The following is a 26987-nucleotide window of genomic DNA, read 5'->3' on the forward strand; positions in this document are numbered from 1 at the left end:
TCGATATCAGGAGTGTGCGGGGATGCTTGCTTCGGCCCAGCGGCGCAGCATCACCAGGGTTTCGGCCCAGGCCTGGCTACAGAAGCCCAGGTACTCGCTGTCGCCGTTCCAGCCCAGGTGATGGAACTCCAGCACGGTCATCGGCTCGCCTTCGTGCGGCAGGCCGCGCCAGGCACCGGGGCTGGCCCGGCGTGACAGGCCGAAGCGGATCTCGGTGCCAGTCCAGGCCGAGGCCGGGCTTTGCGGCGGGTGGCGGCTGATCACCTCCCAGCGGATGCAGCGCTCGGGAATGATCTCCAGTACCTTCAGCGCGACCACGCCATGGCCCGAGCCAGGGTTGTGGCTGATCACCGTGTCGCCGTCGATGAGCGATTGCTGGTGCGGTATCCACCAGTGGCTCAGTCCCTCGGCGCTGGCCAGGCCGCTGTAGACGGTGGTCAGCGGGGCATCGATCCAGACTTGCAGGTGGATGCTGGTCATGGCGGCTTCCTGTCGAAGGTTGCCGCCAAGCGTGCCGCAAACCAGGTTGGTTTGCGTGAAGCCCGCGCCAATCAGAACTCCAGGTCCAGGGCGGCGCACAGGTAGTCGACGAACGGACCGAGTGCGGCCAGGTCCTTGGCCAGGGTCTGGCGCAGGCGCGGGCCGGTCATCACCTCGTCGTCCAACGAGCGCCATAGCACCCAATTGCGGTGCTTGAGGTCGTCGATGAACTCGAAGTCGGCCGGGAAACCGCGCGGTGGCCGCACCAGTTTTTCGCTGCTTTCGAACTCGTAGCGCTTGCGCGTGGTCGGCGCATGCGCGGCCGCCTTCCAGCTGCCGGGGTTGTCGAGGATGAACTGACGCAGGCGGCGCTGTACGTCCGGTTCCGGGTGCCAGATGCCAGCACCAACAAAGCTCTCGCCCGGTGCCAGGTGGATGTAATACGACGGCGCTGGCACCTGCTTGCGGCGCTCATGGAACAGACGTGCACCCTGCCAGGTCTTGTAGGGTGCTTTGTCGTGGGAGAAGCGCGAATCACGGTAGATGCGGAACAGCGAGCCGCCGACGGTGCGCGGATCGGCCTGGAAATGCGTGCTGACCTCGCTCAGATCCGGCTGCAGGTCGGTGATCAGGCGCAGGAAGGGCTGGCGTACATGATCTTCGTACTGCTGCTTGTGCTCGGCAAACCAGGTCTTGTCGTTATGGCGTGCCAACGCTTTCAGGAACTTGAAGCTGGCATCGCTGAAATACTGGGTCATGGTGTGTCCTGCAAGGTATGGCGCCACTGGTCCAAAGCATCCAGCAAGGCCAGTGAGGCCGGGTTGTCCTTGTGTTCTTCGCGCAATTCGGCAATCTGCGCGACGTATTCCGGCAAGGTCTGCTCGGCCATGCCAGGAGTGGTGAAACGTTGCTGACGATATGCGTCCCAGCGTGAGCGTGCGGTCGCGTCCAGGGTTTGCGGATGGTTGCGGGCGCGGTAGCGGAACAGCAGTTCGGGCAGGCGCGGATCGCGGAAGCGCTGCTCCAGCTCGGCGAGTGCTTCTGGCGGCGCAGTGCGCACCTTGCTCAGCAGGCCCTTGTCGCCTTCAGTCAGGAAGCCGTCGTACAGCGAGGCGTCGGCGTCGACCGGACCGTCGTTCGTGCGTTCACGCGCAAACACCTGGCGGGCCTTCTCGGCCAGCTGCGGAGCAAGCGCGCGCAGCTTCTCGGCCTTGGCTTCGATCACCGCCGGGTCGATGGCCAGGCGCTCGAAGTCGGCATCGCGCAGATGGTTCCAGGCAACCAGTGCCGGCACCTTGTTGAGATGCACTTCCTTCAGCGGAATGCGTTGCTGGCCCTCGGGCAGGTCGGCGGCGCGGGTGTACAGACGCGCGGTGATCTCTTCCACCGGCAGTTCCAGCAGCGGTTCGATATCACCTTCCAGGTCGAACACGATCACCCGGTTGTTGATATGCGGGTGGCGGGCCAATGGCAGCACCGGTGCGGCGCACAGGCGGCTGGCCGGGTAGCGCATCGATATGTGCAGCACCGGCTCCATCGCCACCACGTCGAGCAGGCTGCCGACGTAGCGTTTGTCGCGCAGGCGCAGTGCGTAATCCCACATGCGCGGCTGTGCCTCGCGGAAGCGCCGCGCCATGCCGATAGTGGCGTAGACGTCGGACAGCGCCTCGTGGGCATCGCCTTCGCGTACGTCATTGGCCAGCGCCAGGTGTTCCAGCTTGAACGAGGTGGCGCCGTCTTCGCGCTTGGGCCAGTTGATGCCGTCCGGGCGCAGTGCGTGCATCAGCCGCAGCATGTCGAGCAGGTCCCAGCGCGAGTTGCCGCTGCGCCATTCGCGCTCGTAGGGATCGTGGAAGTTACGGAACAGGCCGTAACGTACGAACTCATCATCGAAGCGCAGGGTGTTATAGCCAAGCGTGCAGGTCTGTGGCTTGCTCATCAACTCGTTGATGCGGGCGAAGGCCTCGGCCTCGCTGACACCCTCGGCCAGCGCATGCTGCGGGGTGATGCCGGTGATCAGCGTGGCGATGGGCGAGGGCAGCAGGTCATCGGCCGGCTTGACGTAGAAGCTGACCGGTTCGTCGATGACTTTCAGGTTGGCATCGGTGCGCACCGCGGCGAACTGGGCGATGCGGGTACGGCGCGGGTCCTGGCCAAAGGTTTCCAGGTCGTAGAACAGGAAGCTCTCGGCCATCAGTGGGCTCCTTCCAGCACCGGCAGCTGAGCATGGACGATCTGCTCCAGCCCGGCCCAGTTGATATTGTCCAGCGAGTCGTGGCCTGCGGTGGCGTCGGCAAGAATGGTCTGCTGCAGACGCGTACGCTCCAACGCAATCGCATATGGCGTGTGCAGGAAGGTAACCATCGTGTAATGCGGCACGAAACGGGTGGGCCAGCGTGCCTGCAGGGCCTGCTCCAGCTCGCGCTGCAGCAGGTAGCTTGGGTCGGCGACGCGGTCGCGCATCTCCAGATAGTTGTCCAGGGCCATCTGCTGGATGGCGGCGGCATTGGGTTTGCGCTCGGCTTCAAATGCGGCGAAGGCTTGTTCGGTGCCGGGATGCTCGGCCAGGCAACGCGCCAGCACCACGCAGTCCTCGAATGCGCAGTTCATGCCCTGGCCGTGGAATGGCACCATCGCATGTGCGGCATCGCCGATTAGCACCGCTTTGCCTCGCTGGTGCCAGCGTTCCAGGTACAGTGTGCCGAGCAGGCCGGGCGGATGCTGTTCCCAGTCAGCGCGCAGGTCCGGTATCAACGGCAGCGCATCAGCGAAGTCGCGTTGGAACAAGGCTTCCGCTTCGGCTCCGTTGCGCACGGTGGCGAAGCTGGGCTCGCCCTCATTGGGCAGGAACAGGGTGACGGTGAAGGTGCCTTCGTCGTTGGGCAGGGCGATGCACATGTAGTTGCCGCGCGGCCAGATGTGCAGGGCATTGGCTTCGATCTGGAAACTGCCGTCGGCGGCCGGCGGGATCTCCAGTTCCTTGTACGAATGATCGAGGAACTCGATGCGCTCGCCCAACGGCAGCTTGCGGTTCATTGCTGCACGCAGCGCCGAACCGGCACCATCGGCACCGATCAGCGGCGTATTGAAGTGGATGTCGTGTGGCTGGTCGTCGCGGTCATCGATGAAGCGTGCATAGCCGGCATCGAAGTCCACGGTGTGCAGGCGGCGGTGGAAATGCACGGTTGCACCCGCTTCCTCGGCCAGCTGCAGCAAGGTGGTGTTGAGGTCTTTGCGGTGCACCGACCAGATCACCTCGCTGTCGTCGCGACCGTAGCGCTGCAGATCAGGCTCGCCTTCGCGCGGGTGCACCATGCGGCCGCGCATCATCACCGCCTTGGCCATCACCTCGTCTTCGACGCCAGCCTGGCGCAAGGCATTGCGACCACGTTCGGCCAGTGCGAGATTGATCGACCGGCCCGACTCATAGTCAGCGATGCGCGGATCACCGCGGCGTTCGTAGACCGTTATTTTCCAGCCCTGCCGCGACAGCAGGATGGCGAGCAGGGAGCCGGCCAGGCCGGCGCCGATCAAGGTGAGACTGCGTGGGGTGGGGGTGTTCAAGTCACAGGATTCCGTTGGTCAGACGCCAGCCCAGGTTTCCACTTCGTCGACGAAGCGGTAAACATCGCTATAGCGGTTGTACAGGGGCGTGGGCGAGATGCGGATGACATCGGGCTCGCGCCAGTCGCCGAGCACGCCGACAGATTGCAGGTATTCGAACAGCGAGCGGCCCTGCGCGCGACCGCCGGCCACGCGCAGCGACAGCTGGCAGCCGCGGCGCTCGGGTTCGGCAGGGGTGATGATCTGCAGCACATGGTCCAGGCGTGCGCGCACCATGGTTTCCAGGTAGCCGGTGATCTTCAGCGACTTGGTGCGCAATGCGTCCATGCCGGCTTCGTCATACAGCGCCAGCGATGCACGCAGCGGAGCAAGCCCGAGCACTGGTGGATTGCTCAGCTGCCAGCCTTCGGCGCCCAGCTCGGGCACGAACTCCGGGGCCATCTGGAAGCGGGTCGCCTGCTCATGGCCCCACCAACCGGCGAAGCGTGGCAGCGAGGTGTCCTTGGCGTGGCGTTCGTGCACGAAGGCGCCAGCAACCGCACCCGGACCGGCATTCAAATATTTGTAGTGACACCACACCGCGAAGTCGGGTGCGACCTCATGCAGGTTCAACGGTACGTTGCCAACCGAGTGGGCCAGATCGAAGCCGATGTTGGCGCCTTGCGCGCGTGCCAGGCGGGTGATCGCGTCCAGATCGAAGACCTGGCCGGTGCGGTACTGCACGCCCGGCCACAGCACCAGTGCGACGCGCTTGCCGTGTTCGCTGATGGCCTGTTCGATGGCCTGCATCGAGATGGTGCCGTTGGCTTCGTCCGGCTGCACTTCGATCAGGTCGGTGGCCGGGTTGAAGCCATGGAAGCGGATCTGTGCCTCGACCGCGTGGCGGTCGGTCGGAAAGGCGCCTGCTTCCATCAGGATTGCCGGGCGCTCGCTGCTGGGGCGGTAGAAGCTGACCATCATCAGGTGCAGGTTCACGCTCAGCGTGTTCATCGCGACGACTTCGTGCGGCAGCGCGCCGACCACGCCGGCCAGCGAATCGCGCACCAGGCGGTGATAACTCAACCACTGCGTCGGCCCGGTGAAGTGGCCCTCGACAGCGATGCGGCCCCATTGATCCATCACCTCCTGCACCATCGCCTGCGCACCGCGTGGCTGTAGGCCCAGCGAGTTGCCGACGAAATAGGCTTGATCGGTGCCTTGGTGCTGCGGGATCAGAAACTGGCTGCGCAGATGGCGCAGCGGATCGGCAGCATCAAGTGCGGTGGCGTGAGCGGGTGACAGCGTTTCGTTCATCGGTGCGGACACGTCGAGGATGTACCCGCAGTGTAACCGCGCCCGGCCACTCAGGCCTCTGGCGTGACCGGTTTAGGCAGTGGATGCACGGCCCCGCATTGGCGGCAGGTACGGTGTTCGATGGACGCATGGAACCGGTCGAAGACCTTGGGCAGATCGGTCTCGATGTTCTTCAGATGGAAGAACTCTTCGTAGATCTTGTGATTGCACTGCTGGCAGAACCACATGAAGCCATCGAGCTCGTGGTCCAGGCGCTTGCGCTCGACCACCAGGCCGATTGAGCCGGGCATGCGCTGCGGCGAATGCGGCACGCGCGGCGGCAGCAGGAAGATCTCGCCGGCGCGGATAGGGATGTCGCGCACCGCGCCGTCTTCTTGTATCCGCAGCACCATCTCGCCTTCGAGCTGGAAGAACCACTCCGGGCCTTCGTCCCAGTGGTAATCGTTGCGGCTGTTGGGGCCGGCAACCACCATGACGATGAAGTCACCGTTCTCGATCATCTTGTTGCCGACCGGCGGCTTCAGGAGATGGCGGTGTTCTTCGATCCAGCCGAGCAGGTTCAGGGGTAGGGGGAGCATGCGGGGCCTGTTTGGTGAGGGGCTGGGGGTGTTTTGGAGGGGTGCTGCTGCGGCTTTGGGCTTGCTCTTGCTCTTGCTGTTGCTGTTGCTGTTGCTGTTGCTTTGGCTGTTGCTTTGGCTTTGGCTTTGGCTTTGCTCTGGCTTCTGCTCTGTCCCTTCTCCCGCATGCGGGAGAAGGTGCCCGGAGGGCGGATGAGGGCATGGTTTTGACTTGGCTGGGGCGGTAGGCCCTCACCCCCAGCCCCTCTCCCGCAAGCGGGAGAGGGGAGGAAGCCTAGCTCCGGCCGGGTTTAGGGAAGCCTAGCTCCGGCAGTGCCTTCCTCCGCTCAGTGCCTTTTGCCCTTCCGCGGCACAAACGACAACGCCTTCTCATACGCAGGCTGCAACTCCTCCGGCGAACCCACATCAATACCCATCTCGCTGACGCGGCCGTCGCGCAGGCTGTAGACCCAGCCGTGCACCATCAGTTTCTGGCCGCGGGCCCAGGCGTCCTGGACGATGGTCGAGCGGCAGGCGTTGACCACCTGTTCGATCACGTTCAACTCGCACAGGCGCGCGTGGCGCAGGTCGGGATCGTCGATCTGCGACAGGATGTCGTCGTGCTTCTGCGCGACATCGCCGACATGGCGCAGCCAGTTGTCTGCGAGGCCGACACGCACCTTGTTCAAGGCCGCATGCACGCCGCCGCAGCCGTAATGGCCGACGATCAGGATGTGCTTGATCTTGAGCTGGTCCACGGCGTACTGGATCACGCTCAGGCAGTTCAGGTCGGTGTGCACCACCACGTTGGCGATGTTGCGGTGGACGAAGATCTCGCCCGGTGCCATGCCGATGATCTGGTTGGCCGGTACGCGCGAATCGGAACAGCCGATCCACAGGTATTCCGGGCTCTGCTGCTTGGCCAGCTGATGGAAGAACTCGGGATCTTCCTTCTCGATCCGGTCCGCCCATTCGCGGTTCTTCTGCAGCAGGTTATGGATGTCTTTCATGGTGAAGCTTCCCTTGCGATCTTGAGGGGTAGGGCGCTGCTGCGCGTTTGCATGGCAGCGTCGCGGGAAACGGGGCGCAGCTCAGCCATCGTGCTGATCGCCGTGCTCACTGCGGTAAAGCTGCATCCACTGCGCCAGTTCGCGGGCATCGGGGGTGTCCAGGGCCTGCAAGGCCTCGATCACCGCCAGCTGGTTTGCCTGCGGGTGGTTCTGGCTCAGCTTCAGCTTGATCTGGATCTGTTGCACGTCCAGACGGAAGCCTACGATGGCTCGCAGCGAGGGGGCGTGATCGTCCAGGCTGGCATCGAACTGCCAGTCCTGGCCGACGCTGGCCTCGAAGAACTGGCTGGTGTCTGTCAGCAACTGGGCCAATGCCGCCGTGTCGTCGAAACTGTGCAGTTCGCCGACCAGTTCAGCGGCGGCGTAATTCCAGGTAGGCACGCGCGCAGCGCTTTCCTTGTCCGGATACCAGCTGGCCGAGACATAGCATTGCGGGCCGTTGACCAATACCTTGGCGCGGCCGAGGTGGCGCGACTGTTTGTTGGCCTTAGCCCAATGGCCGATCAGTTCGACCTTGTGCCCTTCGCGCCGGTACAGCACCGGCAGCCGGGTCAGTTCGGGCAGTCCATCGTCGCCGGTGGTCAGCAAGGTCACGAACGGGTCGCGGTCCAGCAGGCGGTCCAGCCAGAGCAGGTCGGTCTCTACAAAAACGCGCTGGGCGAACACGGAGTGCTTAGACCCGGGTGCCGAGCAGTTGAACCATGCGCTCGCGCAAGCTGTCGTCATCGCCTTGCGGCGGTGCCACTTCGTGCAGCGAGAAGCCGCGATGCAGTGCGTCTTCTTCGTCCAGGCCATCAAAGGCAACGAACTCGGCGTCGAACAGCTGTGCGCGGGCGGTGTCTTCGCTGTCGTAGCTGAGCGTGTTGCCGTCGCTGTCCAGGATCTCGGCGGTGCCGCCCGGGCGGACCCGCAGGCGCGCCCAGATCAGGGTGCCGCCGAGCTGTGCCAGCCACCACTGGTCGGGAATGTTCTCGAAATCAGTCATTTCATTACCTGCGAAAAAAGCCACAACAGCAGTGCCATGCCCAATCCGCCGAGCATCACCAGCAGGGCGATGCGGGCGGGTGTGGCCAACCCGGACAGCGAGCGGTCGGCGATGCCGTTGAAGCCGCGGCCCAGCAGCCAGCGCAGGCACTCTGGTTTGAGAAAGGCGCCGGCACCAAATTCGGATGCCAGCGCCGGATGCCGGTCGCGTATATGGACCAGCGTCAACGGCCAGAAAATCAGGAAGGCGCTGAGGCCGGCAATGGCCACGCCAACGAAGCAAAGAGCGAAGAACAAGGTCAACGGCACCGCCTCCTGTTACTGGGTCAGATGAATCAGTACTCCGCCGAACCCGGTGCGCGCGGGTAGGGGATTGCATCGCGGATGTTGGACAGGCCGCAGACGTAAACCACCAGGCGCTCGAAGCCCAGGCCGAAACCGGCGTGCGGCACCGAACCGTAGCGACGGAAGTCGCGGTACCACTGGTAGTGATCCGGATCCAGGCCGAACTGCGCCATGCGCGCGTCGAGCACGTTGAGGCGTTCTTCGCGCTGGCTGCCGCCGATGATCTCGCCAATGCCTGGGGCCAGCACGTCCATCGCGGCGACGGTCTTGCCGTCATCGTTCAGGCGCATGTAGAAGGCCTTGAAATGTTCCGGATAGTTGGTGACCACCACCGGGCGGCCAACGTGTTCTTCGGTCAGCCAGCGCTCGTGTTCGGTCTGCAGGTCCAGGCCCCATTCGACCGGGTAGTCGAACTTCTTGCCGGACTTCTGCAGCAGGCTGATCGCATCGGTGTACTCGATGCGCTCGAACGGTGCATTGACGAAGGCTTCCAGGCGGGTGATGGCGTCCTTCTGCACGCGCTCGGCGATGAAGGCCATGTCGTCGGCACGCTCGTCGAGCACGGCGCGGAACAGGTACTTCAGGAACTCTTCGGCCACACGCGCGTTTTCGGCCAGGTCGGCGAAGGCGATTTCCGGCTCCACCATCCAGAACTCCGCCAGGTGGCGGGTGGTGTGGCTGTTCTCGGCGCGGAAGGTCGGGCCGAAGGTGTAGACCTTGCTCAGTGCCAGGCAGTAAGCCTCGACGTTGAGCTGGCCGGACACGGTCAGGAAGGTTTCCTTGCCGAAGAAGTCACGGCTGAAGTCGACCTGGCCATCACTGGTGCGCGGCAGGTTGGCCATGTCCAGCGTCGAGACGCGGAACATCTGGCCTGCGCCCTCGGCATCGGAAGTGGTGACGATGGGCGTGCTGATCCAGTAGAAGCCGTTCTCGTGGAAGTAACGGTGCACGGCCTTGGACAGGCAGTCGCGGATACGGGTAACCGCGCCGAACAGGTTGGTGCGCGGGCGCAGGTGCGCCACTTCGCGCAGGAACTCCGGCGACATCGGCTTGGGCTGGATCGGGTAGGTCAGCGGGTCTTCGACCCAGCCGACGATCTCGAGGCTTTGTGCCTGGATCTCGAAACTCTGGCCCTTGCCCTGCGACTTGACCAGGGTGCCGGTGGCGATCACCGAGCAGCTCGGGGTCAGCTTCTTGATGTCTTCGAAATTGGACAGCGCTTCGGTGGCCACGACCTGGATCGCGGCGAAGCCCGAGCCATCGCTGACGTTGACGAAGGCCAGTCCAGCCGAGCCGCGCACCGTGCGGACCCACCCGCGGACTGTGACTTCTCCGCCTTCCGGGAATTTCCCGGCAAGGGCGTGTGCAACGCTGACCACCGTCATGACTTGAATCCTCTGTTGATCGACTCGATCTGTGAATGCGAGATTTTAGCGGCTCAACGCCCGGGCAGGCGAGCATTTATCAACGCTTGCAGTCCGGCGGACCGCCTCCATCTATAATTGGACCGTAATTCTGCTGGAGTCGCCCTACCATGGCTGTTCATCTGACCCCCATCGCCCATTCCCGCGTGCAGCGCTTCGTCAGCGGCACCCCGGGTGCGCTTGGCCTGCGTTTTGGCGTGACCCGCACCGGTTGCTCGGGCTGGGGCCACATTACCGACCTGGCCAAGGATGAGCGCGAAGGCGACACCGTGTTCGAGCAGGACGGCGTGCGCATCTACGTGGACGCACAGAGCCTGCCGCTGGTGGATGGCACCGAGATCGACTTCGGCAAGCAGGGCCTGAGCGAGACCTTCACCTTCAAGAATCCCAATGCGGCGGCCGAATGCGGTTGCGGCGAGAGCTTCACCACCGACGACATGCACCGCTGACGCAGGCTGCGCTCTCTGTAGAGCCGAGCCATGCTCGGCTGGAGCATTCCCGGTGATGTCCGGGATTGTGCATAAGGCCTCTGCCGAGCATGGCTCGGCACTACAGGCTGGCTTTGCTAGGAAAGCCCCTGCCGAGCATGGCTCGGCACTACATTCAGTCGGCTGCCAATTGCGCGGGCGCGTCCTGGCGGCGCTGCAACATCACCGCGATACCCCACAGCAGCAAACCAACCGCTGCCGTCGCCGCGCCTACATAGCCGGTGGAGGCGTGGCCATAACCCGCGCCAATCGCCATGCCGCCCAGCCACGGGCCGAGCGCGTTTGCTGTGTTGAAGGCGGCATGGTTGGAGGCGGCGGCCAGGGTCTGGGCCTCGCCGGCGGCGTCCATCAGGCGGGTCTGCAGGGCCACGGCCAACGCGCCCATCGTGCCCACGGCAATGATCGCCGGGACCATTGCCCAGGCCGAGTTCGCGGCCAGCGGGAACAGCATCAGCACGACGATGGACCATGCCAGCAGCACGCCGGCGGCACGGAACTGCAACCGGTCGACCAGCTTGCCGCCAGCAACGTTGCCGATGATCGCGCCGACGCCGAACAGGCCGACCGCGACCGGCATCCAGCGCTCATTGATGCCGGTGACATTGACCAGGGTTGGTGCGAGGTAGGTGAATACGCAGAACATGCCGGCAAAGCCGATCGCGCCGATGGCCAGTGCCAGCCACACCTGGCTGGTATTGAAGGCGCGCATTTCACGCAGCGGCGAGGTGCGGACCTCGCTGGGATCGGCTGGCAGCTGGCGGGCAACCATCGTCACCGTGGCGAGAGCCAGCAGGCTGACCAGTACGAAGGCGCTGCGCCAGTTGAACTGCTGGCCCAGCCAGGTGGTCAGCGGGTTGCCCAGCAGGATGGCGATGGACAGGCCCAGCAACACTTTGGAGACGGCCGCGCCGCGCTGTTCTGGCGGGCTGATCGAAGCGGCGACCAGCATGGCCACGCCGAAATAGGCGCCATGCGGCAGGCCGGCGACGAAACGCGCCAGCAGCATCGTGTGATAGCTCGGGGCCAGTGCACTGGCCAGGTTGCCGATGGCGTAGAAGCCCATCAGCCACAGCAGCAGGCTGCGGCGGCGCAGGCTGGCGCCGGCAAAGGCCAGTAGTGGTGCGCCGACCACCACGCCGATGGCGTAGGCGCTGATCAGGTGACCGACCTGGGCTTCGCTGATTGCCAGGCCGCGGCTGATTTCCAGCATCAGGCCCATGCTGGCAAATTCGCTGGTGCCGATGGCAAAACCGCCCAGTGAGAGCGCAATGAGAATGAAAGTGCGCTGGCGCGGCGTCAGCTGCGCTGCCAGGGAGAGCGTGGAATTCACTTCGGGCGGTCCGGGGAGGGCGTGGAATCGGTTACATAGTGTACTGTTGCGACGCAGCATCCGCAGCCGCCGAGGTCTGCTCCAGCGCCGGATACTGTGTTGCACGGGCCGGGGCAACTTGCCTCCAGTTCACTTCCAGTGGATAATGCCCGGCTTCCTGCGCTCCAAGTGCAGGATCCCTTGCCCCACCGCGATACACAGCGGGGGGCTGTCCAGCCCGTCAGGGCTATATCCGAAAGGTATAAAAACATGAGTCGTCATTACGAAGTCGTGTTCCTGGTCCACCCGGACCAGAGCGAACAGGTCCCCGCCATGATCGAGCGCTACAAGGCGCTGGTCGAAGCCGGCAACGGCACCATCCACCGTCTGGAAGATTGGGGCCGTCGTCAGCTGGCTTACCCGATCCAGAACCTGGTGAAGGCTCACTATGTTCTGCTGAACATCGAAGCCGACCAGGCAGTTCTGAACGAACTGACCGAGAGCTTCCGCTTCAACGACGCCGTGCTGCGCAACCTGGTCATCAAGCGTGACGAGGCTGACACCGAGCAGTCGCTGATCATGAAGAGCAAGGACGAGAAGGGTGACAAGCCCGAGCGTGGCGAGCGCCGTCGTCGTGACGACGAAGAAGGTGCATCTTCCAACAATGACGAAGCCGGCGACGACGCCGCTTCTGCTGAATAAGGAGCACTTTCATGTCCAAGTTCTTCCGCCGTCGTAAGTTCTGCAAGTTCACCGCTGAAGGCGTGAAAGAGATCGATTACAAGGATCTCAACACCCTGCGTCAGTACCTGACCGAGAACGGCAAGATCGTTCCGAGCCGCGTGACCGGCACCAAGTCCAAGTACCAGCGCCAGCTGGCTACGGCCGTCAAGCGCGCCCGTTTCCTGGCCCTGATCCCGTACACGGACAACCACGACGTCTAATCCGATTTTTCGGAAGAACCCGCATCAGTTGCGGGTTCTCGACAGGAAATCCGGCCTTGGCCGGATTTTCCGCATCCACCGTCCTATTCGGACAGCAAGCGTTGCGGAGCCATTGGCGCCGCTAACGAATAACGGAGCTACACCATGAAGCTGATTCTTATCCAGAAAGTGACCAACCTCGGCGGCCTGGGCGACCTGGTTGACGTGAAGCCGGGCTACGGCCGTAACTTCCTCGTGCCGCAGGGCAAGGCCGTTCCGGCCACCGCCAGCAACATCGCCGAGTTCGAAGCCAAGCGCGCTGAGTACGAAGCCAAGGCCCAGGCCTCGCACAACGATGCCGAAGCCCGCGCTGCCAAGTTCGAAGGCGCCAGCGTCACCATCGGTGCGCACGCTTCGACCGAAGGCAAGCTGTACGGTTCGGTTGGCCCGCGCGATATCGCTGAAGCCTTCACCGCTGCCGGCCTGGAGCTGAGCAAGAGCGAAGTGATCCTGGGCGAAGGCGCTTTCCGCAACGTCGGCGAGTTCGACGTCATCGTCAAGCTGCACGCCGATGTGGAAACCACCGTCAAGGTCATCGTCGAAGCCGACGCCTGATCCTGCCGCACTGGTTGTAAAGAACGGGCGCCGCAAGGCGCCCGTTTCTTTTGGCCGTCTGGTGGGTCTGCCCGCCGATGGCCGTGGGTGTCGCTATACTCGGTTGCCAGTGCCGTGCTTTGATCGTTGAATTCCCCGGGATATCAATGGCTTGAGTGCGGGAAGGGAACCTCCGGAACCTCATTCCGGATGTCGGCAGTTGCTGCCGATGTCCGCCAACAGCCCGATTCCATGCGTCTATCCACGATCAAGCTCTCCGGTTTCAAGTCGTTCGTCGATCCGACGACCTTGCACCTGCCAACCAATATGACCGGCGTCGTCGGTCCCAATGGCTGTGGCAAGTCCAACATCATCGATGCGGTGCGCTGGGTGATGGGCGAGAGCTCGGCCAGCCGCCTGCGGGGCGATTCGCTGACCGACGTGATCTTCTCCGGTTCGGCCGGGCGCAAGCCGGTGTCGCAGGCGACGGTGGAGCTGATCTTCGACAACGCCGACCACACGATTTCCGGTGAGTACGCCTCATTCAACGAGATCTCGGTCAAGCGCACGGTCAGCCGTGATGGCAGCAGCAACTATTACTTGAATGGCACCAAGTGCCGCCGCCGCGATATCACCGATCTGTTCCTGGGCACCGGGCTTGGCCCGCGCAGCTACTCGATCATCGAGCAGGGCATGATCAGTCAGATCATCGAGGCGCGCCCGGAAGACCTGCGCGTGTATCTGGAAGAAGCCGCCGGCATCTCCAAGTACAAGGAGCGCCGCAAGGAAACCGAAACCCGAATCCGTCACACCCGCGAAAACCTCGATCGCCTCAACGACCTGCGCGAAGAAATCGGTAAACAGCTCGAACACCTGAAGCGTCAGGCGCGGCAGGCCGAACAGTACCAGGCGCTGCAGGAAGAACGCCGGGTCAAGGATGCGGAATGGAAGGCCTTGGAATACCGTGGCCTCGACGGCCGACTGGGCGGCCTGCGCGAAGCGCTGTCGCGTGAAGAGACCAAGCTGCAACAGCTGATCGCCGAGCAGCGCGATGCCGAGAGCCGGATTGAAACCGGCCGCGTGCGCCGCGAAGAAGCGGCCGAGAATTTGAACAAGGCGCAGGCCGATGTGTACCAGGTGGGCAGCACCCTGGCCCGGCTTGAGCAGCAGATTCACCACCAGCGGGAACTGGCGCAGCGCCTGCACAAGGCGCACGACGAAACTCGTCAGGCGCTGTCCGAACTTGGCCAGCACATCAGCGGCGACGAGGCCAAGCTGCTGGTGTTGCGTGAGTCGGTGGAGAGCGCCGAGCCGCAGCTGGAGCAGTTGCAGGAAGACAACGAGATCCGTCAGGAAGCGCTGCGCGAGGCCGAGGCCAAGCTGGCTGATTGGCAGCAGCGTTGGGAAGCGCATAACCGCAACACCTCCGAAGCGACCCGCTCCGGCGAGGTCGAGCGCACCCGCGTTGATTATCTGGACAAACAAGTCCTCGAAGCCGATCGCCGCCGCGAGGTCTTGCAGGCAGAGCGCGCCGGTCTGGACCTGGATGCGCTGGCCGAGGCCTTCGAACAGCTGCAGGTGGAACATGAAACGCAGAAGACCGCGCTGGAAACCTTGAGTGAGCAGGTCGAGCTGCGCAAGGAATCGGTGGCGACACTGCAGGAGCACCAGCGTGCCGGGCAGTCGGAACTGGCCGATGTGCGCAAGCAGGCGCAATCGGCACGCGGTCGGTTGTCGTCGCTGGAAACACTGCAGCAGGCCGCACTCGGCCAGGAGCAGGGCGCGGCCGCAGCATGGCTGAAAACGCGCGGCTTGGATTCAGCCGCACGCGCAGGCGAGCGCATCACCGTTGAGAGTGGCTGGGAAAACGCAGTTGAAAGCGCGCTCGGCCAGCTGATCGAAGGCGTGCTGGTGGATGCACCGGAGGCACTGGTCGATGCACTCGCTGAGCTGGGTGAAGGACGCATCGCGCTCGTTGCCAGCGCCGATGGCAAGGCGGACTTCGCGCCAACCTCATTGGCGGCAAAAGTGCAGGGGCCGCTGGCGATCCGTCGCCTGCTGGCGCATCTGCATGGCGCTGAAGACCTGGCGCAGGCGCAGCAACTGCAACGCACGCTCGGCCACAGCGAATCGGTGATCACCCGCAACGGTGAGCGTCTGGGGCAGGGCTGGGTGCGCTTGTCGCGCTCCGGCGCGGCAGAGCAGGGCGCGCTCTTGCGCGAGCGCGAGATCGTCACCCTACGCGAGCAGATTGAAACTCTGCAGGAACGTGAGGGCGCATTGGAGCAGCAGCTGGCCGCCTTGCGTGACCAGCTATTGGCCGCCGAGCAGCAGCGCGAAGACGTGCAGCGTTCGTTGCATCAGGCGCACCGCGCCGGGTCAGAGTTGGCTGGGCAGTTGCAGAGCCAGCAGGGCAAGTTGGAATCCACGCGCACTCGCATCGAGCGTATCGAAGGCGAGTTGGCGCAGCTGCTGGAAACGCTGGATGGCAGCCGCGAGCAGGCCACCGAGGCGCGCCTGCGACTGGATGAGGCGGTGTCCAGCATGGGCGACCTGGAATCTGCCCGGCACGCGCTGGAAAGCGAGCGCAGGCAGATGAGCGATGCCCGCGATCAAGCCCGTGATGCGGCGCGCAATGTGCGCGACAGCATGCATGCATTGGCGTTGACGCTGGAGTCGCAGCGCACCCAGATCAGCTCGCTGAGCCACGCCCTGGAGCGCATGGGCAGCCAGCGCGGTCAGCTCGACTCGCGCCTTGGCGAACTGCATTCGCAGCTGGACGAAGGCGACACGCCGGTGCACAGCCTTGAAACCGAGCACCAGAACGCATTGGCTGAGCGTGTCCGCGTCGACCGCGTGCTGGCCGAGGCGCGTACCTTGCTCGATGGTATCGATCATGAGTTGCGTGGGTTGGAGCAGACCCGCCATCAGCGCGACGAACAGTCGCTGGCGCAGCGCGAGCGTATTTCGCAGCGCAAGTTGGATCAGCAGGCCTTGGTGCTTAGCGCCGAGCAGCTGTCGGCAGCGGTGGAGAAAGCCGGCTTCGTGCTGCAGGACGTGATCAATACGCTGCCCGAAGATGCGCGGCTGTCGGATTGGGAGTCGACGGTGCACCAGATCGATGGCCGCATGCGTCGGCTGGAGCCGGTCAATCTGGCCGCGATCCACGAATACGGCGAGGCCTCGCAGCGTTCGGAGTATCTGGATGCTCAGAACACCGATCTGAACACCGCGCTGGAAACCTTGGAAGACGCCATCCGCAAGATCGACCGCGAGACCCGGGGCCGCTTCAAGGACACCTTTGACCGGGTCAATTCCGGCGTGCAGGCGCTGTATCCACGCCTGTTCGGTGGTGGCCATGCCTATCTTGAGCTGACCGGCGAAGATCTGCTCGATACCGGCGTGACCATCATGGCGCGCCCGCCGGGCAAGCGTGTATCCAATATCTCGCTGCTGTCCGGTGGTGAGAAGGCGATGACCGCGGTGGCGCTGGTGTTTGCCATCTTCCAGCTCAACCCGGCCCCGTTCTGCCTGCTGGACGAGGTGGATGCGCCGCTGGACGAGGCCAACGTCGGTCGCTTGGCCAATATGGTCAAGGAAATGAGCGAGAAGGTGCAGTTCCTGTTCGTCAGCCATAACAAGGCGACGATGGAGGCGGCGCACCAGTTGTCGGGTGTCACCATGCGTGAGCCGGGTGTCAGCCGACTGGTCAGTGTTGATCTTGAAGAGGCTGCCCGATTGGCGGGCGCGGCCTGACGTGCCATCCTTTAACCACCTGAACGATTAATCCGGAGACTGCAGCGCATGTCTGACACGGCACTGTTGCGTATCGGCATTCTGGTTGCCGGCGTTTTGCTGGTAGCGGCCATTTTCTTTTTCAGCCGGCCCAAGCGGCTGGCGCAAGGCAAGCGCAAGGAGCCTGCAAATGGCGAGCAGCCGCGTCGCGAGCCGGTGCTCGGTGGGGGCGATGGCGCTGTTGGTGCCGAGCTGGGTGAGGGCGGGGCAGAAGGCGACAGCGTCAGCCAGCCCGAGCTCGGCCTCCCTGACGTGGACGAAGGCAACCTGAGTGAGCTCGGTAAGCGGCCCACCCAGGATTTCGACAAGATCGTCTCGCTGTACGTGGCTGCCCGTTCCGGGCAGGTGCTGCGTGGCGAGGACATCGTGGTGGCGGCGGAGAAGACCGGTCTGGTCTTCGGCTACATGAATGTGTTCCACCGTCTGGTGGAAGGGCATTCGGAGCGCGGCCCGATCTTCTCGATGGCCAGCATCATGAAGCCGGGCAGTTTCGACATGGCCAACATCCGCGAGATGGAAACCCCTGCCATCGCGTTCTTCCTGACCTTGCCGGCACCGATGACCGCGCTCGATGCCTGGGAGAAAATGCTGCCGACCGTGCAGCGCATGGGCGAACTGCTGGATGGCGTGGTGCTGGATGACAGCCGCAATGCCCTCGGCCGTCAGCGCATTGCGCATATCCGTGATGATCTGCGCGCATACGATCGCCAGCATCAGGCGCCGCCGCTGACAAAGTCGCCGCGTTGGTGAAGCTCTAAGAGCTACCCCTCCCCAACCCTCCCCTTCGCTACGCGAAAGGGAGGGGGCAGAGCTTGGCTCCCTCCCTTTGCCGCAGGCAAGGGGAGGGCCGGGGTGGGGTGCTGTTCGCAGCAAGCATCAATCACAAGCACCCCGCTTTTACCGCGCCAACACTCCGCGCAGGTAAAATCGCCGCATGAATCAAAACACCGCCGCCACCCAGCGCATCAGCGAACTTCGCCGCCAGCTGGCCGACGCCTCGCGTGCTTATCACGAGCACGACGAGCAGATCATCCCGGACGCCGAGTACGACCGGTTGATGCGCGAGCTGGAAGCGCTCGAAGCCGCACACCCGGAACTGGACAGCGCCGACTCGCCCAGCCATCAGATCGGTGGCAAGCCGTCATCGCGCTTCCCGGAAGTCGTGCATGCCGTGCCGATGCTGTCGCTGGGTAATGCCTTCAGCGATGCCGAGGTGCATGACTTCGTGCGGCGCATCGATGAACGTCTGCATCGCCGCGAACTGTTCTTCTCCGCAGAGCCCAAGCTCGATGGCCTTGCCATCAACCTGCGCTACGAGAACGGCGTGTTCGTGCAGGGCGCGACCCGTGGCGACGGTGCCACCGGCGAAGACGTCAGTGCCAACCTGCGCCAGATCAAGGTGATTCCGCAGCAGCTGAGTGGTCAGGGTTGGCCCGAGGTGCTGGAGGTGCGTGGCGAGGTTTACATGCCGCGCGCCGACTTCGAGCGTTACAACGAGCAGGCGCGCCTGCATGGCGGCAAGGTGCTGGCCAATCCGCGCAATGGCGCGGCCGGCTCGCTGCGCCAGCTTGATCCAAAGGTCAGCGCCCAGCGACCACTGAGTTTCTATGCCTATGGGCTCGGTGAAGTGTCCGGTGGCGAGCTGCCCGGGACGCATTCGGCAACGTTGGCGCAGCTGGCGCAATGGGGTTTCCCGGTCAGCGACCTGTGCAAGGTAGTGCAGGGCGCCGAAGGCCTGTTGGCGTATTACCGTGATATCGGTGAGCGCCGTGACAGTCTGGCCTATGACATCGATGGCGTGGTCTACAAGCTCGATGACCGTGAGGGTCAGCAGGAAATGGGCTTCGTCGCACGTGCGCCACGCTGGGCGATCGCGCATAAGTTCCCGGCGCAGGAACAGACCACCACGGTCGAAGCCATCGAGATCCAGATCGGTCGTACCGGCGCGGCGACACCGGTTGCACGGTTGAAGCCGGTGCACGTGGCTGGTGTCGTCGTCACCAATGCCACCTTGCACAACGCCGATCAGATCGCGCGCCTGGACGTGCGCGTCGGCGACGCGGTGATCGTGCGCCGTGCCGGTGATGTGATCCCGGAAGTTGTCAGCGTCATTGTTGATCGCCGCCCGGAAAGCACGACGCCATGGCAGATGCCGCGCGCCTGCCCGGTGTGTGGTTCGGAAATCGTGCGCGAGGAAGGTGAGGCGGCGTGGCGCTGCTCCGGTGAGCTCAGCTGCCCAGCACAGCGCAAGGAAGCCATTGCCCACTTCGCCTCACGCAAGGCGATGGACATCGACGGGCTGGGTGACAAGTACATCGAGGTGCTGGTTGATGCGGGTATCGTGCGCGGCGTCGCCGATCTGTATGCGCTCAACCGCGACCAGTTGTTGGTGCTGAAGCTGGCGCTGGATGCCGACTCACCTGAAACACTCGCCTCGCAACTCGGCCAGCACCTGCAGCCCGAAGGTAGCGGCGACACCCTCAATCGCATCCTCAAGCTGGATGCGAGCGATGCATCCTGGCGTGCGCAGGCCTTGTCGGTGCCAGCCAGCTTCCAGTGGAACACCAAGAAGATCGCCACCAAGTGGGCCGATAACCTGATCGCTGCGATTGCTGCCAGCCGCAACACCACGTTGGAGCGTTTGTTGTTTGCGCTGGGTATCGAACACGTGGGTGAGAGCACAGCCAAGGCCCTGTCGGCATGGTTCGGTGATCTTGAGTTGATCCGTCACCTGCCGTGGCCGATGTTCAAGCGCGTGCCGGACATCGGTGGCGAAGTGGCTCGTTCGATTGGCCACTTCATGGCACAACCGGGTAACCAGCAGGCAATTGATGCATTGTTGGAGCGTGGCGTGCAGATCAGCGATACGCACGCGCCCAATGCAAAGCTGCGTGCTGATCTGAATCTGGCGACCTTGTTGGCGGACCTGGAAATTCCCAAGGTCACGCCGGTGCGCGCGCGCCAGCTGACCGAGGCGTTCCGCTCCACGGCGGCGATCCTGGATGAGGAAGCGCACAACTTCATGACCGCTGGTCTGCCGGCGGAAACCGCCAATGCGCTGGTCGCCTGGCTGAACATCGATGCCAATGCGCAGCTGTTCAGTGCTGCTGGTGCAGCTTTGGAAGGTTTGCTGGCGATCACGCCAGTGGAACAGCAACAGGTAGCCGGTGTGCTCGATGGCAAGACGGCGGTGCTGACCGGCACGCTGACTCAGATGGGCCGCGACCAGGCCAAGGCCAAGCTGGAGGCCTTGGGCGCCAAGGTCGCCGGCAGCGTCTCGAAGAAAACCAGTTTCGTGGTGGCCGGCACCGAAGCCGGCTCCAAGTTGGACAAGGCAAATGAGCTTGGTGTGGAGGTATGGGACGAAGCGCGTCTGCTTGCCTTCCTCGCCGAGCATGGAGAACAGGCATGAGTGAGATCAAGGCGCGCTTGGCGCAACCGGAAGACTTCCCGCAGCTGATCGCGATGGTGCGCGAGTTCTATGTGGAGGATCAGATTCCCTATATCGCCGAACGGGTGGAGCCGGGCCTGCACACGTTGCTGGAGCAGCCAAGCTGTGGCGCGGCGTTGCTGATGCTTGATGGTGACGGCGTGGTCGGCTACATCACCTTGGGGTGGTGCTTCAGTGTTGAGCAGGGCGGCCGTTTCGTATTGTTGGACGAGCTGTACCTGGGCCCGGCAGCGCGTGGTCGTGGCTGGGGTCGACAGGCCTTGGCGCTGGCCCGTGACTGGGCTGCAGGGCAGGGCGCTGCGGTGATCCGGCTGGAAGTGAATCACCACAATGCCAAGGCCAAGTCGTTGTATCTGTCGGCTGGCTACCGCGACGATGAACGCGACATCCTGACCTTGTCATTGGACGGGCACTCCGGGCGTTTGCACTCGTGATCGAGGCTCTGCGTCAGCGCGCACGCTTGAATGCATTGATCCGCGGCTTTTTTGCCGAGCGCGATGTATTGGAAGTGGAAACGCCAATCATGTCGGCTGCCGGCAATACCGAGCCGAATATCGAGGGCTTCCATACCCGCTTCAGTGGTCACGTCGATGCCGGTTCGCCACAGCGTTGGCTGCGCACTTCGCCGGAGTATCCACTCAAGCGGCTGCTGGCTGCCGGCGTTGGTGATTGCTATGAACTGGGCCGGGTATTCCGCAACGGCGAGGCCGGTGGTCGCCACAATCCCGAGTTCACCATGTTGGAGTGGTACCGGGTTGGCTGGGATCATCACCGGCTGATCGAAGAAACCATTGCGCTGGTGCAGGAAGCGTTGGCGCTGGTGCAGCGGCCGCCTGCATCGGTACGCATCGTCAGCTACCGCGACCTGTTCATGCAGGCGGTGGCGCTGGATCCGTTCCTGGCCGACGAAGTGCAGCTACGAGCGGGTCTGGGTGAAGTCGGTATCCAGCCCGATGGCCTGACCCGCGATGACTGGCTGGATCTGCTGATGAGCCATCGCATCCAGTCGCAGTTCGAAGTCGATGCCATTACCGTGATTCATGACTGGCCGGCCAGCCAGGCCGCGCTGGCCAGGATTTGTCCAGGTACGCCGCCATTGGCTGAACGCTTCGAGCTTTACCTGGGTCCGTTTGAGCTGGCCAATGGCTACCACGAGCTGAATGATGCATTTGAACAACGTCAGCGATTCGAACGTGACCTGGCGATCAGGGCGGCGCGCGGAGCTGAACAGCCGCCCTTGGATGAGGCCTTTCTTGCTGCACTGCCAGCGCTGCCTGCCTGCGCCGGTGTTGCGGTTGGTGTGGATCGATTGCTGATGGCCTTGGCCGGTACGGCGCGTATTGGCGATGTATTGGCGTTTGATTTCGCCAACGCCTGATACTGGTTTGCGCTTGATCAAGGATCTGCATGTTGCCAAAGACGATGATGATGCTTTGCTCACAAAGACTCAGGCAGTGTGTGATCATCGGAACCCATCATGACCGAACAGGGGAGCGTCTGATGAAGCGGGTCTGCGGCTTGCTGCTATTGCTGGCGCCGACCGTACTGGCAGCCCGGGAATCTGCGCCAACAGCGGCGGACCGGCAGGTTGTGCGCTGCGAATCGGGTGATCAGCTGCGGGTGTTCTGCCCGATGGATACCAGTGCTGGCGTGCAACTGGTGCGGCAGCTGTCCAGGCGTGATTGCATCCGTGAGACCAGTTGGGGCATCGAAGGCAACGCGGTGTGGGTAAGCCGGGGTTGCAGCGCTGAATTCGCGCGGCTGCAGGCTTCCACCCGTACTACACGCCGGGTGGTACGTTGCGAATCGAAGGGACGGACGGAGGTTTGCCCGGTGGTGTTGCGCGGGGCGCCTGTGCGTTTGCTGCGGCAGCAGTCGGTGTTGCCGTGTCGCGAAGGGCGTAGCTGGGGATACAGCGGCAAGGAGATCTGGGTCAGTCGGGGGTGCCAAGGGGTGTTCGAGGTCGGCGCCGAGGATGGCTCTGGCTTTGTCGATGTCCCGCGGCGGGTGACCTGCGAATCGAAGAGCGAGCTGCGACGCGAATGCGGAGTCAGCGTTTCGCGCCGGGTTACCTTGGTCGAGCAGCTTTCCAAAGCCGCCTGCCGGGAAGGGGACAGCTGGGGCTGGGACCACAACGGGATATGGGTGGACAAGGGCTGCCGCGGCGAGTTCTCCGCCGATTGAGCAGCGCTGGCGGATTCAAGGCTATTGGTCCGCGCCGGGCAGCGCCGATTACAATGTGCGGATGAACGATACCTCCGCCATTGATTACGCTCGATACGACCATATCCGCCCGATCCGCTGGACCGGCGAAGCCCTGGAGCTTCTGGATCAGCGCAAACTGCCGTTCATCGTCGAGCACGTGCTGTGCCATGACAGTGATGCGGTTGCAGAAGCAATCCATGCCTTGACCGTGCGTGGTGCGCCCGCCATCGGTATTGCTGCCGCCTGGGGGGTAGTGCTCGCGGCGCGCGAGGTGCAGGCCGATGACGGTGCTGCTGCATTGCAGGTATTGGCACCGGCCTTGGATCGACTCAATGCCTCGCGTCCTACTGCCGTCAACCTGGCCTGGGCGCTTGCACGCATGCGCCGCGCTATCGCTGCCGCCGGTTCGGACTGGAAGTTGGCCGCCGCGCTTGAAGCGCAGGCAATCGCTGATGAAGACCTCGCTGCCAACCGTCATATGGGTGCCTTGGGCGCAGCGTTGATTGCACCGGGTAGCGGCGTGCTGACCCATTGCAACACCGGTTCGCTGGCCACCGCCGGCTTCGGCACCGCCTTGGGCGTGATACGCGCGGGTGTGGCGCAGGACCGCATAGCGAAGGTGTTTGCTGGAGAAACCCGGCCGTGGTTGCAGGGCGCGCGCCTGACCGTTTGGGAGCTGCAACAGGACGGTATCGACGCCACTTTGATTGCTGATTCGGCGGCTGCGCACCTGATGAAGACCGGTGCGGTGCAGTGGGTGATCGTGGGCGCCGACCGTATTTGTGCCAATGGGGACACCGCCAACAAGATCGGTACCTACCAGTTGGCTATTGCTGCCCGCCACCATGGCGTGAAGTTCATGGTCGTTGCCCCGTCTTCGACTGTGGACATGGGTACGGCCCATGGAGACGAGATCGAAATCGAACAGCGTGACCCGGGCGAACTGTTTGGCGTGGGCGGTGTCCGCACCGTGGCCGAAGGTATTGCTGCCTGGAACCCGGTGTTCGACGTGACCCCGGGCGAGCTGATCGACGCCATCGTCACCGAACGCGGCGTGATCCTGAAGCCGGACCTGGCCACTATGGCCGCCGCCTTCAACGACTGACCCTGTAGTGCCGAGCCACGCTCGGCAAGGGCGTTCCCGGCAAGGCCTGCATGGTAGTGCCGAGCCATGCTCGGTAGAGGCTTTCCCGGTAAAGCTTGGATGGTAGTGCCGAGCCATGCTCGGCAGAGGGCGTTCCCGGTAAGGCCCCAGCCGAGCATGGCTCGGCACTACAGGTTGAATCGGGCTGCGGCCTGCTGGATCTGTGGTTTCGCGGCTTACGCCGCTCCTGCAGGGGCTACGGGTACGGCATCAGCCGAGCATGGCTCGGCTCTACCCTTTGGCTGCCCCTAAGTTCCTGATTTCTTCCGGTAAAAGCCCCTTAAATGGAGGCGAAAAACCGCCCTTTGTGATAGACTCCGCAGGTTGATCCGAGTTTCCGGCAAGGTGGCCCGTCAAGGTGCTGTCGTCGGACGGGATCGCTACCTGACAACGGAACCCGAATGGCAGAAAACGCCAAGGAAATCATCCAGGTCAACCTGGAAGACGAGATGCGCAAGAGCTACCTCGATTACGCGATGAGCGTGATCGTCGGCCGCGCACTCCCCGATGCCCGCGATGGCCTCAAGCCAGTTCATCGCCGCGTCCTGTTTGCGATGAATGAGCTGGGTGCTCACAGCAACAAGGCGTACTTCAAGTCGGCGCGTATCGTCGGTGACGTGATCGGTAAGTACCACCCGCACGGCGATCAGTCGGTCTACGACGCGCTGGTGCGTTTGGCGCAGCCATTCTCGCTGCGTTACATGCTGGTGGACGGCCAGGGTAACTTCGGTTCGGTCGACGGCGACTCGGCAGCAGCAATGCGTTACACCGAGGCACGCATGTCGCGCCTGACGCATGAGCTGATGGCCGATATCGACAAGGAAACCGTCGATTTCCAGCCCAACTACGACGAAAAGGAACTGGAGCCGACGGTCATGCCGACCCGGTTCCCGAACCTGCTGGTCAATGGTTCTGCCGGTATCGCGGTGGGCATGGCGACCAACATCCCGCCGCATAATCTCACCGAAGCCATCACCGCCTGCATCGCATTGATCGACAATCCGTCGATCGACGTTGACGGCCTGATGGAGCATATCCCGGGCCCGGATTTCCCCACCGCCGGCATCATCAATGGCACTGCCGGCATCATCGCCGGCTACCGTACCGGCCGTGGTCGCGTGCGCATCCGTGCCAAGGCTGATATCGAAGTGGCCGACAATGGTCGCGAGTCGATCATCGTCACCGAGATTCCGTACCAGGTGAACAAGGCGCGGTTGATCGAGAAGATCGCCGAGCTGGTCAAGGAAAAGAAGCTCGAAGGCATCAGCGAGCTGCGCGATGAGTCCGACAAGGACGGCATGCGCATCTACATCGAAATCAAGCGTGGCGAGTCGGCCGAGGTTGTGCTCAACAACCTGTACCAGCAGACCCAGATGGAGTCGGTGTTCGGCATCAACATGGTGGCGCTGGTCGATGGCCGGCCGAAGCTGTTGAACCTCAAGGAAATGCTGGAGGCGTTCATCCGCCACCGCCGTGAGGTTGTCACCCGCCGCACCATCTTTGAACTGCGCAAGGCGCGTGCGCGTGCGCACGTGTTGGAAGGTCTGACCGTTGCCTTGGCCAACATCGATGAAATGATCGAGTTGATCAAGACCTCGGCCAATCCGGCTGAAGCCAAGGAGCGCATGCTCTCCAAGGTGTGGCAGCCGGGCCTGGTAGGTGCATTGCTGGGCGCGGCCGGCGCCGAGGCATCGCGTCCGGAAGACCTGCCCAAGGGCATCGGCCTGGTCAATGGCAACTACCAGCTCAGCGAAGTCCAGGCCACGCAGATCCTGGAAATGCGCCTGCACCGCCTGACCGGGCTGGAGCAGGACAGGCTGACCGAAGAGTACAAGCTGCTGCTGGAAACCATCGCTGGCCTGATCCGCATCCTGGAGAACCCGGATGTACTGCTGCAGGTGATCCGCGAAGAGCTGGAGAACGTGCGTTCCGAGTTCGGCGATGCGCGTCGCAGCGAAATCCGTCACAGCGAAGAAGACCTGGACATCCTGGATCTGATCGCGCCGGAAGACGTGGTGGTGACGCTGTCGCGTGCCGGTTACGTCAAGCGGCAGCCGGTCAGTGCCTACCGTGCCCAGCGTCGTGGTGGCCGTGGCCGCAGCGCCGCAGCGACCAAGGACGAGGATTTCATCGAACAGCTGTGGTTGGTCAACACGCACGACACGTTGCTGACCTTCACCAGCTCGGGCAAGGTGTTCTGGTTGCCGGTGCATCAGTTGCCGGAAGCCGGTTCCAATGCGCGTGGCCGTCCGATCATCAACTGGATCGCGCTGGAGAACGGTGAACGCGTGCAGGCGGTGTTGCCGGTACGCGAGTACGACGAGAATCACTTCGTGTTCTTCGCTACCCGCAACGGCACGGTCAAGAAGACCCCACTGAGCGAGTTCGCGTTCCGTCTGGCGCGCGGCAAGATCGCCATCAATCTGGATGACGGTGACGCGCTGGTCGGCGTTGGCCTCACCGACGGTGAGCGTGACATCGTGTTGTTCGCGTCCAACGGCAAGACCGTTCGCTTCGGCGAAGACAAGGTCCGCTCGATGGGTCGTACCGCTACCGGCGTGCGCGGCATCAAGATGCCCAAGGGCGAGGAAGTGGTCAGCCTGATCGTCGCTGAAAGTGCCGGCGGCGTTGAGGATGAGAACGAGGATGACAATGGCGTCGAGGAAGTGGCAGTGGACGGCGGCGAGATCGTCGAAGCTGCGGACGATGCTGGCGTGCAGTACATCCTGACCGCGACCGAGAACGGCTACGGCAAGCGCACCCCGCTGGCGGATTACCCGCGCAAGGGTCGCGGCACGCAGGGCGTGATCGGCATCCAGACCAGCGAGCGCAACGGCAAGTTGGTCAGCGCGGTGCTGCTGGGTACCGGCGATGAAGTGCTGTTGATTTCCGACGGTGGCACCTTGGTGCGTACCCGTGGTTCGGAGATCTCGCGCGTCGGCCGTAACACGCAGGGCGTGACCCTGATCCGTCTGTCCAAGGGAGAGAAGCTGCAGGCGGTTGAACGCCTGGATGCATCGCTCGATGCTGAGGACGAGGTGCTGGAAGACGATGCAGCAGGCACTGTGGAAGCAGTGGCACCGGCCGCACCGGAGGCCTGACTTTTCAGGGTTTGGGTTTGGAAAAAGCGCCGGCATGCCGGCGCTTTTTCTTTTGCGTGAGGGCAGGCTTCTAGCTCGTAGCCCGAAGCCCGGCCAGCCTCTGCGAGCAACTTCGCAGCGACAAGCGGCAAGCGTGTCATGCGGATTCCGTAGTGGGGCGCCCAGCTCGGCAGAGGCGGGCACCCGGTAGCCCCCGACCCCGCCCGCCGGGCGCGCCCCCGGGCGGGCCCACCCCCCCCGGCGGGGCCGGGCGGGGGGGG

General features: G+C 63.5%; 24 protein-coding genes. 12 read left to right on the top strand and 12 right to left on the bottom strand.

The window, feature by feature from the left end:
* Window positions 1–6 precede the first annotated feature (6 nt).
* From ACVOLS_RS16075 to asnS, 11 genes are all read right to left on the bottom strand, one after another.
* Window positions 7–480 (bottom strand): SRPBCC family protein, encoded by a 474-nt coding sequence (locus ACVOLS_RS16075; protein ID WP_481546449.1) that lies wholly within the window; start codon window positions 478–480, stop codon window positions 7–9.
* 71 nt (window positions 481–551) lie between these two features.
* On the bottom strand, window positions 552–1238 hold the full coding sequence (locus ACVOLS_RS16080) for a DUF2461 domain-containing protein (protein ID WP_481546450.1): 687 nt from the start codon (window positions 1236–1238) through the stop codon (window positions 552–554).
* On the bottom strand, window positions 1235–2674 hold the full coding sequence (gene sbcB / locus ACVOLS_RS16085) for an exodeoxyribonuclease I (RefSeq protein ID WP_481546451.1): 1440 nt from the start codon (window positions 2672–2674) through the stop codon (window positions 1235–1237). The genes ACVOLS_RS16080 and sbcB overlap by 4 nt, the downstream gene beginning before the upstream one ends.
* The gene (locus ACVOLS_RS16090) at window positions 2674–4044 is read right to left on the bottom strand and encodes an FAD-dependent oxidoreductase (RefSeq protein WP_481546452.1); all 1371 of its coding nucleotides are present in this window, start codon (window positions 4042–4044) and stop codon (window positions 2674–2676) included. Before ACVOLS_RS16090 ends, sbcB begins: the two co-directional genes overlap by 1 nt.
* A gap of 18 nt (window positions 4045–4062) precedes the next feature.
* Window positions 4063–5337 (bottom strand): kynureninase, encoded by a 1275-nt coding sequence (gene kynU, locus ACVOLS_RS16095; protein WP_481546453.1) that lies wholly within the window; start codon window positions 5335–5337, stop codon window positions 4063–4065.
* 50 nt (window positions 5338–5387) lie between these two features.
* Window positions 5388–5915, bottom strand: coding sequence for a 3-hydroxyanthranilate 3,4-dioxygenase (locus ACVOLS_RS16100; protein WP_481546454.1), 528 nt, complete (start codon window positions 5913–5915; stop codon window positions 5388–5390).
* A 326-nt stretch (window positions 5916–6241) separates the two neighbouring features.
* Complete coding sequence (can, locus tag ACVOLS_RS16105; RefSeq protein WP_481546455.1) at window positions 6242–6904, bottom strand: carbonate dehydratase; 663 nt, start codon at window positions 6902–6904, stop codon at window positions 6242–6244.
* An 81-nt stretch (window positions 6905–6985) separates the two neighbouring features.
* Window positions 6986–7630 (bottom strand): FMN-binding negative transcriptional regulator, encoded by a 645-nt coding sequence (locus ACVOLS_RS16110; protein WP_481546456.1) that lies wholly within the window; start codon window positions 7628–7630, stop codon window positions 6986–6988.
* 7 nt (window positions 7631–7637) lie between these two features.
* A complete protein-coding gene (locus ACVOLS_RS16115) occupies window positions 7638–7949 on the bottom strand; it encodes a hypothetical protein (RefSeq protein WP_481532012.1) in 312 nt (103 codons plus the stop codon).
* A complete protein-coding gene (locus tag ACVOLS_RS16120) occupies window positions 7946–8251 on the bottom strand; it encodes a hypothetical protein (RefSeq protein WP_481546457.1) in 306 nt (101 codons plus the stop codon). Before ACVOLS_RS16120 ends, ACVOLS_RS16115 begins: the two co-directional genes overlap by 4 nt.
* 32 nt (window positions 8252–8283) lie before the next feature.
* Window positions 8284–9678, bottom strand: coding sequence for an asparagine--tRNA ligase (asnS, locus tag ACVOLS_RS16125; RefSeq protein ID WP_481546458.1), 1395 nt, complete (start codon window positions 9676–9678; stop codon window positions 8284–8286).
* 149 nt (window positions 9679–9827) lie between these two features.
* Here asnS and ACVOLS_RS16130 point away from each other — a divergent pair, with 149 nt between their 5' ends.
* A complete protein-coding gene (locus ACVOLS_RS16130; RefSeq protein ID WP_481532009.1) occupies window positions 9828–10166 on the top strand; it encodes a HesB/IscA family protein in 339 nt (112 codons plus the stop codon).
* A gap of 154 nt (window positions 10167–10320) precedes the next feature.
* Here the strand turns inward: ACVOLS_RS16130 and ACVOLS_RS16135 are convergent, their stop codons facing one another.
* Window positions 10321–11535, bottom strand: a complete 1215-nt coding sequence (locus ACVOLS_RS16135; protein WP_481546459.1) for an MFS transporter — start codon at window positions 11533–11535, stop codon at window positions 10321–10323.
* Between the two features lie 249 nt (window positions 11536–11784).
* Here ACVOLS_RS16135 and rpsF point away from each other — a divergent pair, with 249 nt between their 5' ends.
* The 11 genes from rpsF to gyrA all read left to right on the top strand — a co-directional run bounded on the left by rpsF (window position 11785) and on the right by gyrA (window position 26727).
* Entirely contained in the window at window positions 11785–12216 is a 432-nt protein-coding gene (gene rpsF / locus ACVOLS_RS16140; protein ID WP_282266085.1) for a 30S ribosomal protein S6, read from the top strand.
* An 11-nt stretch (window positions 12217–12227) separates the two neighbouring features.
* The gene (rpsR, locus tag ACVOLS_RS16145) at window positions 12228–12458 is read left to right on the top strand and encodes a 30S ribosomal protein S18 (RefSeq protein WP_002804494.1); all 231 of its coding nucleotides are present in this window, start codon (window positions 12228–12230) and stop codon (window positions 12456–12458) included.
* A 144-nt stretch (window positions 12459–12602) separates the two neighbouring features.
* Window positions 12603–13052 carry a 50S ribosomal protein L9 gene (gene rplI / locus ACVOLS_RS16150; RefSeq protein WP_481510371.1) on the top strand — a complete coding sequence of 150 codons (450 nt, stop codon included), beginning with the start codon at window positions 12603–12605 and terminating at the stop codon, window positions 13050–13052.
* 231 nt (window positions 13053–13283) lie between these two features.
* Window positions 13284–16787, top strand: coding sequence for a chromosome segregation protein SMC (gene smc / locus ACVOLS_RS16155; protein ID WP_481546467.1), 3504 nt, complete (start codon window positions 13284–13286; stop codon window positions 16785–16787).
* 48 nt (window positions 16788–16835) lie between these two features.
* The gene (gene zipA / locus ACVOLS_RS16160; protein ID WP_481546460.1) at window positions 16836–17576 is read left to right on the top strand and encodes a cell division protein ZipA; all 741 of its coding nucleotides are present in this window, start codon (window positions 16836–16838) and stop codon (window positions 17574–17576) included.
* A 184-nt stretch (window positions 17577–17760) separates the two neighbouring features.
* Entirely contained in the window at window positions 17761–20238 is a 2478-nt protein-coding gene (ligA, locus tag ACVOLS_RS16165; RefSeq protein WP_481546461.1) for an NAD-dependent DNA ligase LigA, read from the top strand.
* A complete protein-coding gene (locus ACVOLS_RS16170) occupies window positions 20235–20711 on the top strand; it encodes an N-acetyltransferase family protein (RefSeq protein ID WP_481546462.1) in 477 nt (158 codons plus the stop codon). Before ligA ends, ACVOLS_RS16170 begins: the two co-directional genes overlap by 4 nt.
* On the top strand, window positions 20708–21655 hold the full coding sequence (gene epmA, locus ACVOLS_RS16175) for an EF-P lysine aminoacylase EpmA (protein WP_481546463.1): 948 nt from the start codon (window positions 20708–20710) through the stop codon (window positions 21653–21655). Before ACVOLS_RS16170 ends, epmA begins: the two co-directional genes overlap by 4 nt.
* A 122-nt stretch (window positions 21656–21777) precedes the next feature.
* Window positions 21778–22461, top strand: a complete 684-nt coding sequence (locus ACVOLS_RS16180) for a DUF3011 domain-containing protein (RefSeq protein WP_481546464.1) — start codon at window positions 21778–21780, stop codon at window positions 22459–22461.
* A gap of 61 nt (window positions 22462–22522) precedes the next feature.
* Window positions 22523–23587 carry an S-methyl-5-thioribose-1-phosphate isomerase gene (gene mtnA, locus ACVOLS_RS16185; protein WP_481546465.1) on the top strand — a complete coding sequence of 355 codons (1065 nt, stop codon included), beginning with the start codon at window positions 22523–22525 and terminating at the stop codon, window positions 23585–23587.
* A 440-nt stretch (window positions 23588–24027) separates the two neighbouring features.
* Window positions 24028–26727 carry a DNA gyrase subunit A gene (gene gyrA, locus ACVOLS_RS16190; RefSeq protein WP_481546466.1) on the top strand — a complete coding sequence of 900 codons (2700 nt, stop codon included), beginning with the start codon at window positions 24028–24030 and terminating at the stop codon, window positions 26725–26727.
* Window positions 26728–26987 lie beyond the last annotated feature (260 nt).

The sequence above is a fragment of the Stenotrophomonas sp. STEN038 genome (assembly GCF_056759895.1).

Excerpts from the sequence above, each read along its gene's own strand:
- smc (WP_481546467.1), top strand. The coding sequence starts at position 13,284 with ATGCGTCTATCCACGATCAAGCTCTCCGGTTTCAAGTCGTTCGTCGAT.
- asnS (WP_481546458.1), bottom strand. The coding sequence starts at position 9,678 with ATGACGGTGGTCAGCGTTGCACACGCCCTTGCCGGGAAATTCCCGGAA.
- ACVOLS_RS16100 (WP_481546454.1), bottom strand. The coding sequence starts at position 5,915 with ATGCTCCCCCTACCCCTGAACCTGCTCGGCTGGATCGAAGAACACCGC.
- ACVOLS_RS16180 (WP_481546464.1), top strand. The coding sequence starts at position 21,778 with ATGAAGCGGGTCTGCGGCTTGCTGCTATTGCTGGCGCCGACCGTACTG.
- ACVOLS_RS16075 (WP_481546449.1), bottom strand. The coding sequence starts at position 480 with ATGACCAGCATCCACCTGCAAGTCTGGATCGATGCCCCGCTGACCACC.
- mtnA (WP_481546465.1), top strand. The coding sequence starts at position 22,523 with ATGAACGATACCTCCGCCATTGATTACGCTCGATACGACCATATCCGC.
- kynU (WP_481546453.1), bottom strand. The coding sequence starts at position 5,337 with ATGAACGAAACGCTGTCACCCGCTCACGCCACCGCACTTGATGCTGCC.
- ACVOLS_RS16080 (WP_481546450.1), bottom strand. The coding sequence starts at position 1,238 with ATGACCCAGTATTTCAGCGATGCCAGCTTCAAGTTCCTGAAAGCGTTG.
- rpsF (WP_282266085.1), top strand. The coding sequence starts at position 11,785 with ATGAGTCGTCATTACGAAGTCGTGTTCCTGGTCCACCCGGACCAGAGC.
- ACVOLS_RS16130 (WP_481532009.1), top strand. The coding sequence starts at position 9,828 with ATGGCTGTTCATCTGACCCCCATCGCCCATTCCCGCGTGCAGCGCTTC.
- sbcB (WP_481546451.1), bottom strand. The coding sequence starts at position 2,674 with ATGGCCGAGAGCTTCCTGTTCTACGACCTGGAAACCTTTGGCCAGGAC.
- gyrA (WP_481546466.1), top strand. The coding sequence starts at position 24,028 with ATGGCAGAAAACGCCAAGGAAATCATCCAGGTCAACCTGGAAGACGAG.
- ligA (WP_481546461.1), top strand. The coding sequence starts at position 17,761 with ATGAATCAAAACACCGCCGCCACCCAGCGCATCAGCGAACTTCGCCGC.
- ACVOLS_RS16115 (WP_481532012.1), bottom strand. The coding sequence starts at position 7,949 with ATGACTGATTTCGAGAACATTCCCGACCAGTGGTGGCTGGCACAGCTC.
- ACVOLS_RS16170 (WP_481546462.1), top strand. The coding sequence starts at position 20,235 with ATGAGTGAGATCAAGGCGCGCTTGGCGCAACCGGAAGACTTCCCGCAG.
- can (WP_481546455.1), bottom strand. The coding sequence starts at position 6,904 with ATGAAAGACATCCATAACCTGCTGCAGAAGAACCGCGAATGGGCGGAC.
- zipA (WP_481546460.1), top strand. The coding sequence starts at position 16,836 with ATGTCTGACACGGCACTGTTGCGTATCGGCATTCTGGTTGCCGGCGTT.
- rpsR (WP_002804494.1), top strand. The coding sequence starts at position 12,228 with ATGTCCAAGTTCTTCCGCCGTCGTAAGTTCTGCAAGTTCACCGCTGAA.
- rplI (WP_481510371.1), top strand. The coding sequence starts at position 12,603 with ATGAAGCTGATTCTTATCCAGAAAGTGACCAACCTCGGCGGCCTGGGC.